1 protein-coding gene is annotated in these 226 nt (G+C 58.0%); it reads right to left on the bottom strand.

Annotation, left to right across the window (positions count from 1 at the left end):
- A partial coding sequence (locus ACTHSL_RS14380; RefSeq protein WP_440381768.1) for a hypothetical protein occupies positions 1-226 on the bottom strand: 226 nt, incomplete at both ends.

Below are 226 nucleotides of genomic sequence, written 5' to 3'. Positions count from 1 at the left end.
CATGCAGCTGGCTGCCGTTGACGGCTTCTTTGCTGCCCGCAGCAACAGTACCGTCAGCCACGTTACCCAAAGTCACCGGTTTGGTCGCGTCTCCGCCCACCAGGTTTACTTTGTTGCTCGGCGTGCCGGTCGGGTTGCCTGATGCATCTGCATAGGTCATCGGGGTATCAAACTTAACGGTAGTCACGCCGTTTTTGCTCGTTACGTTGGCCACTGTGCCTTGGCC

The sequence above is a fragment of the Neisseria sp. P0008.S010 genome, from assembly GCF_051962715.1.
In the GTDB taxonomy this organism is placed as follows: Bacteria; Pseudomonadota; Gammaproteobacteria; order Burkholderiales; family Neisseriaceae; genus Neisseria; species Neisseria elongata.
Note: the sequence above shows the minus strand (reverse complement) of the source record. Positions and strands in the feature narration are given on the sequence as shown.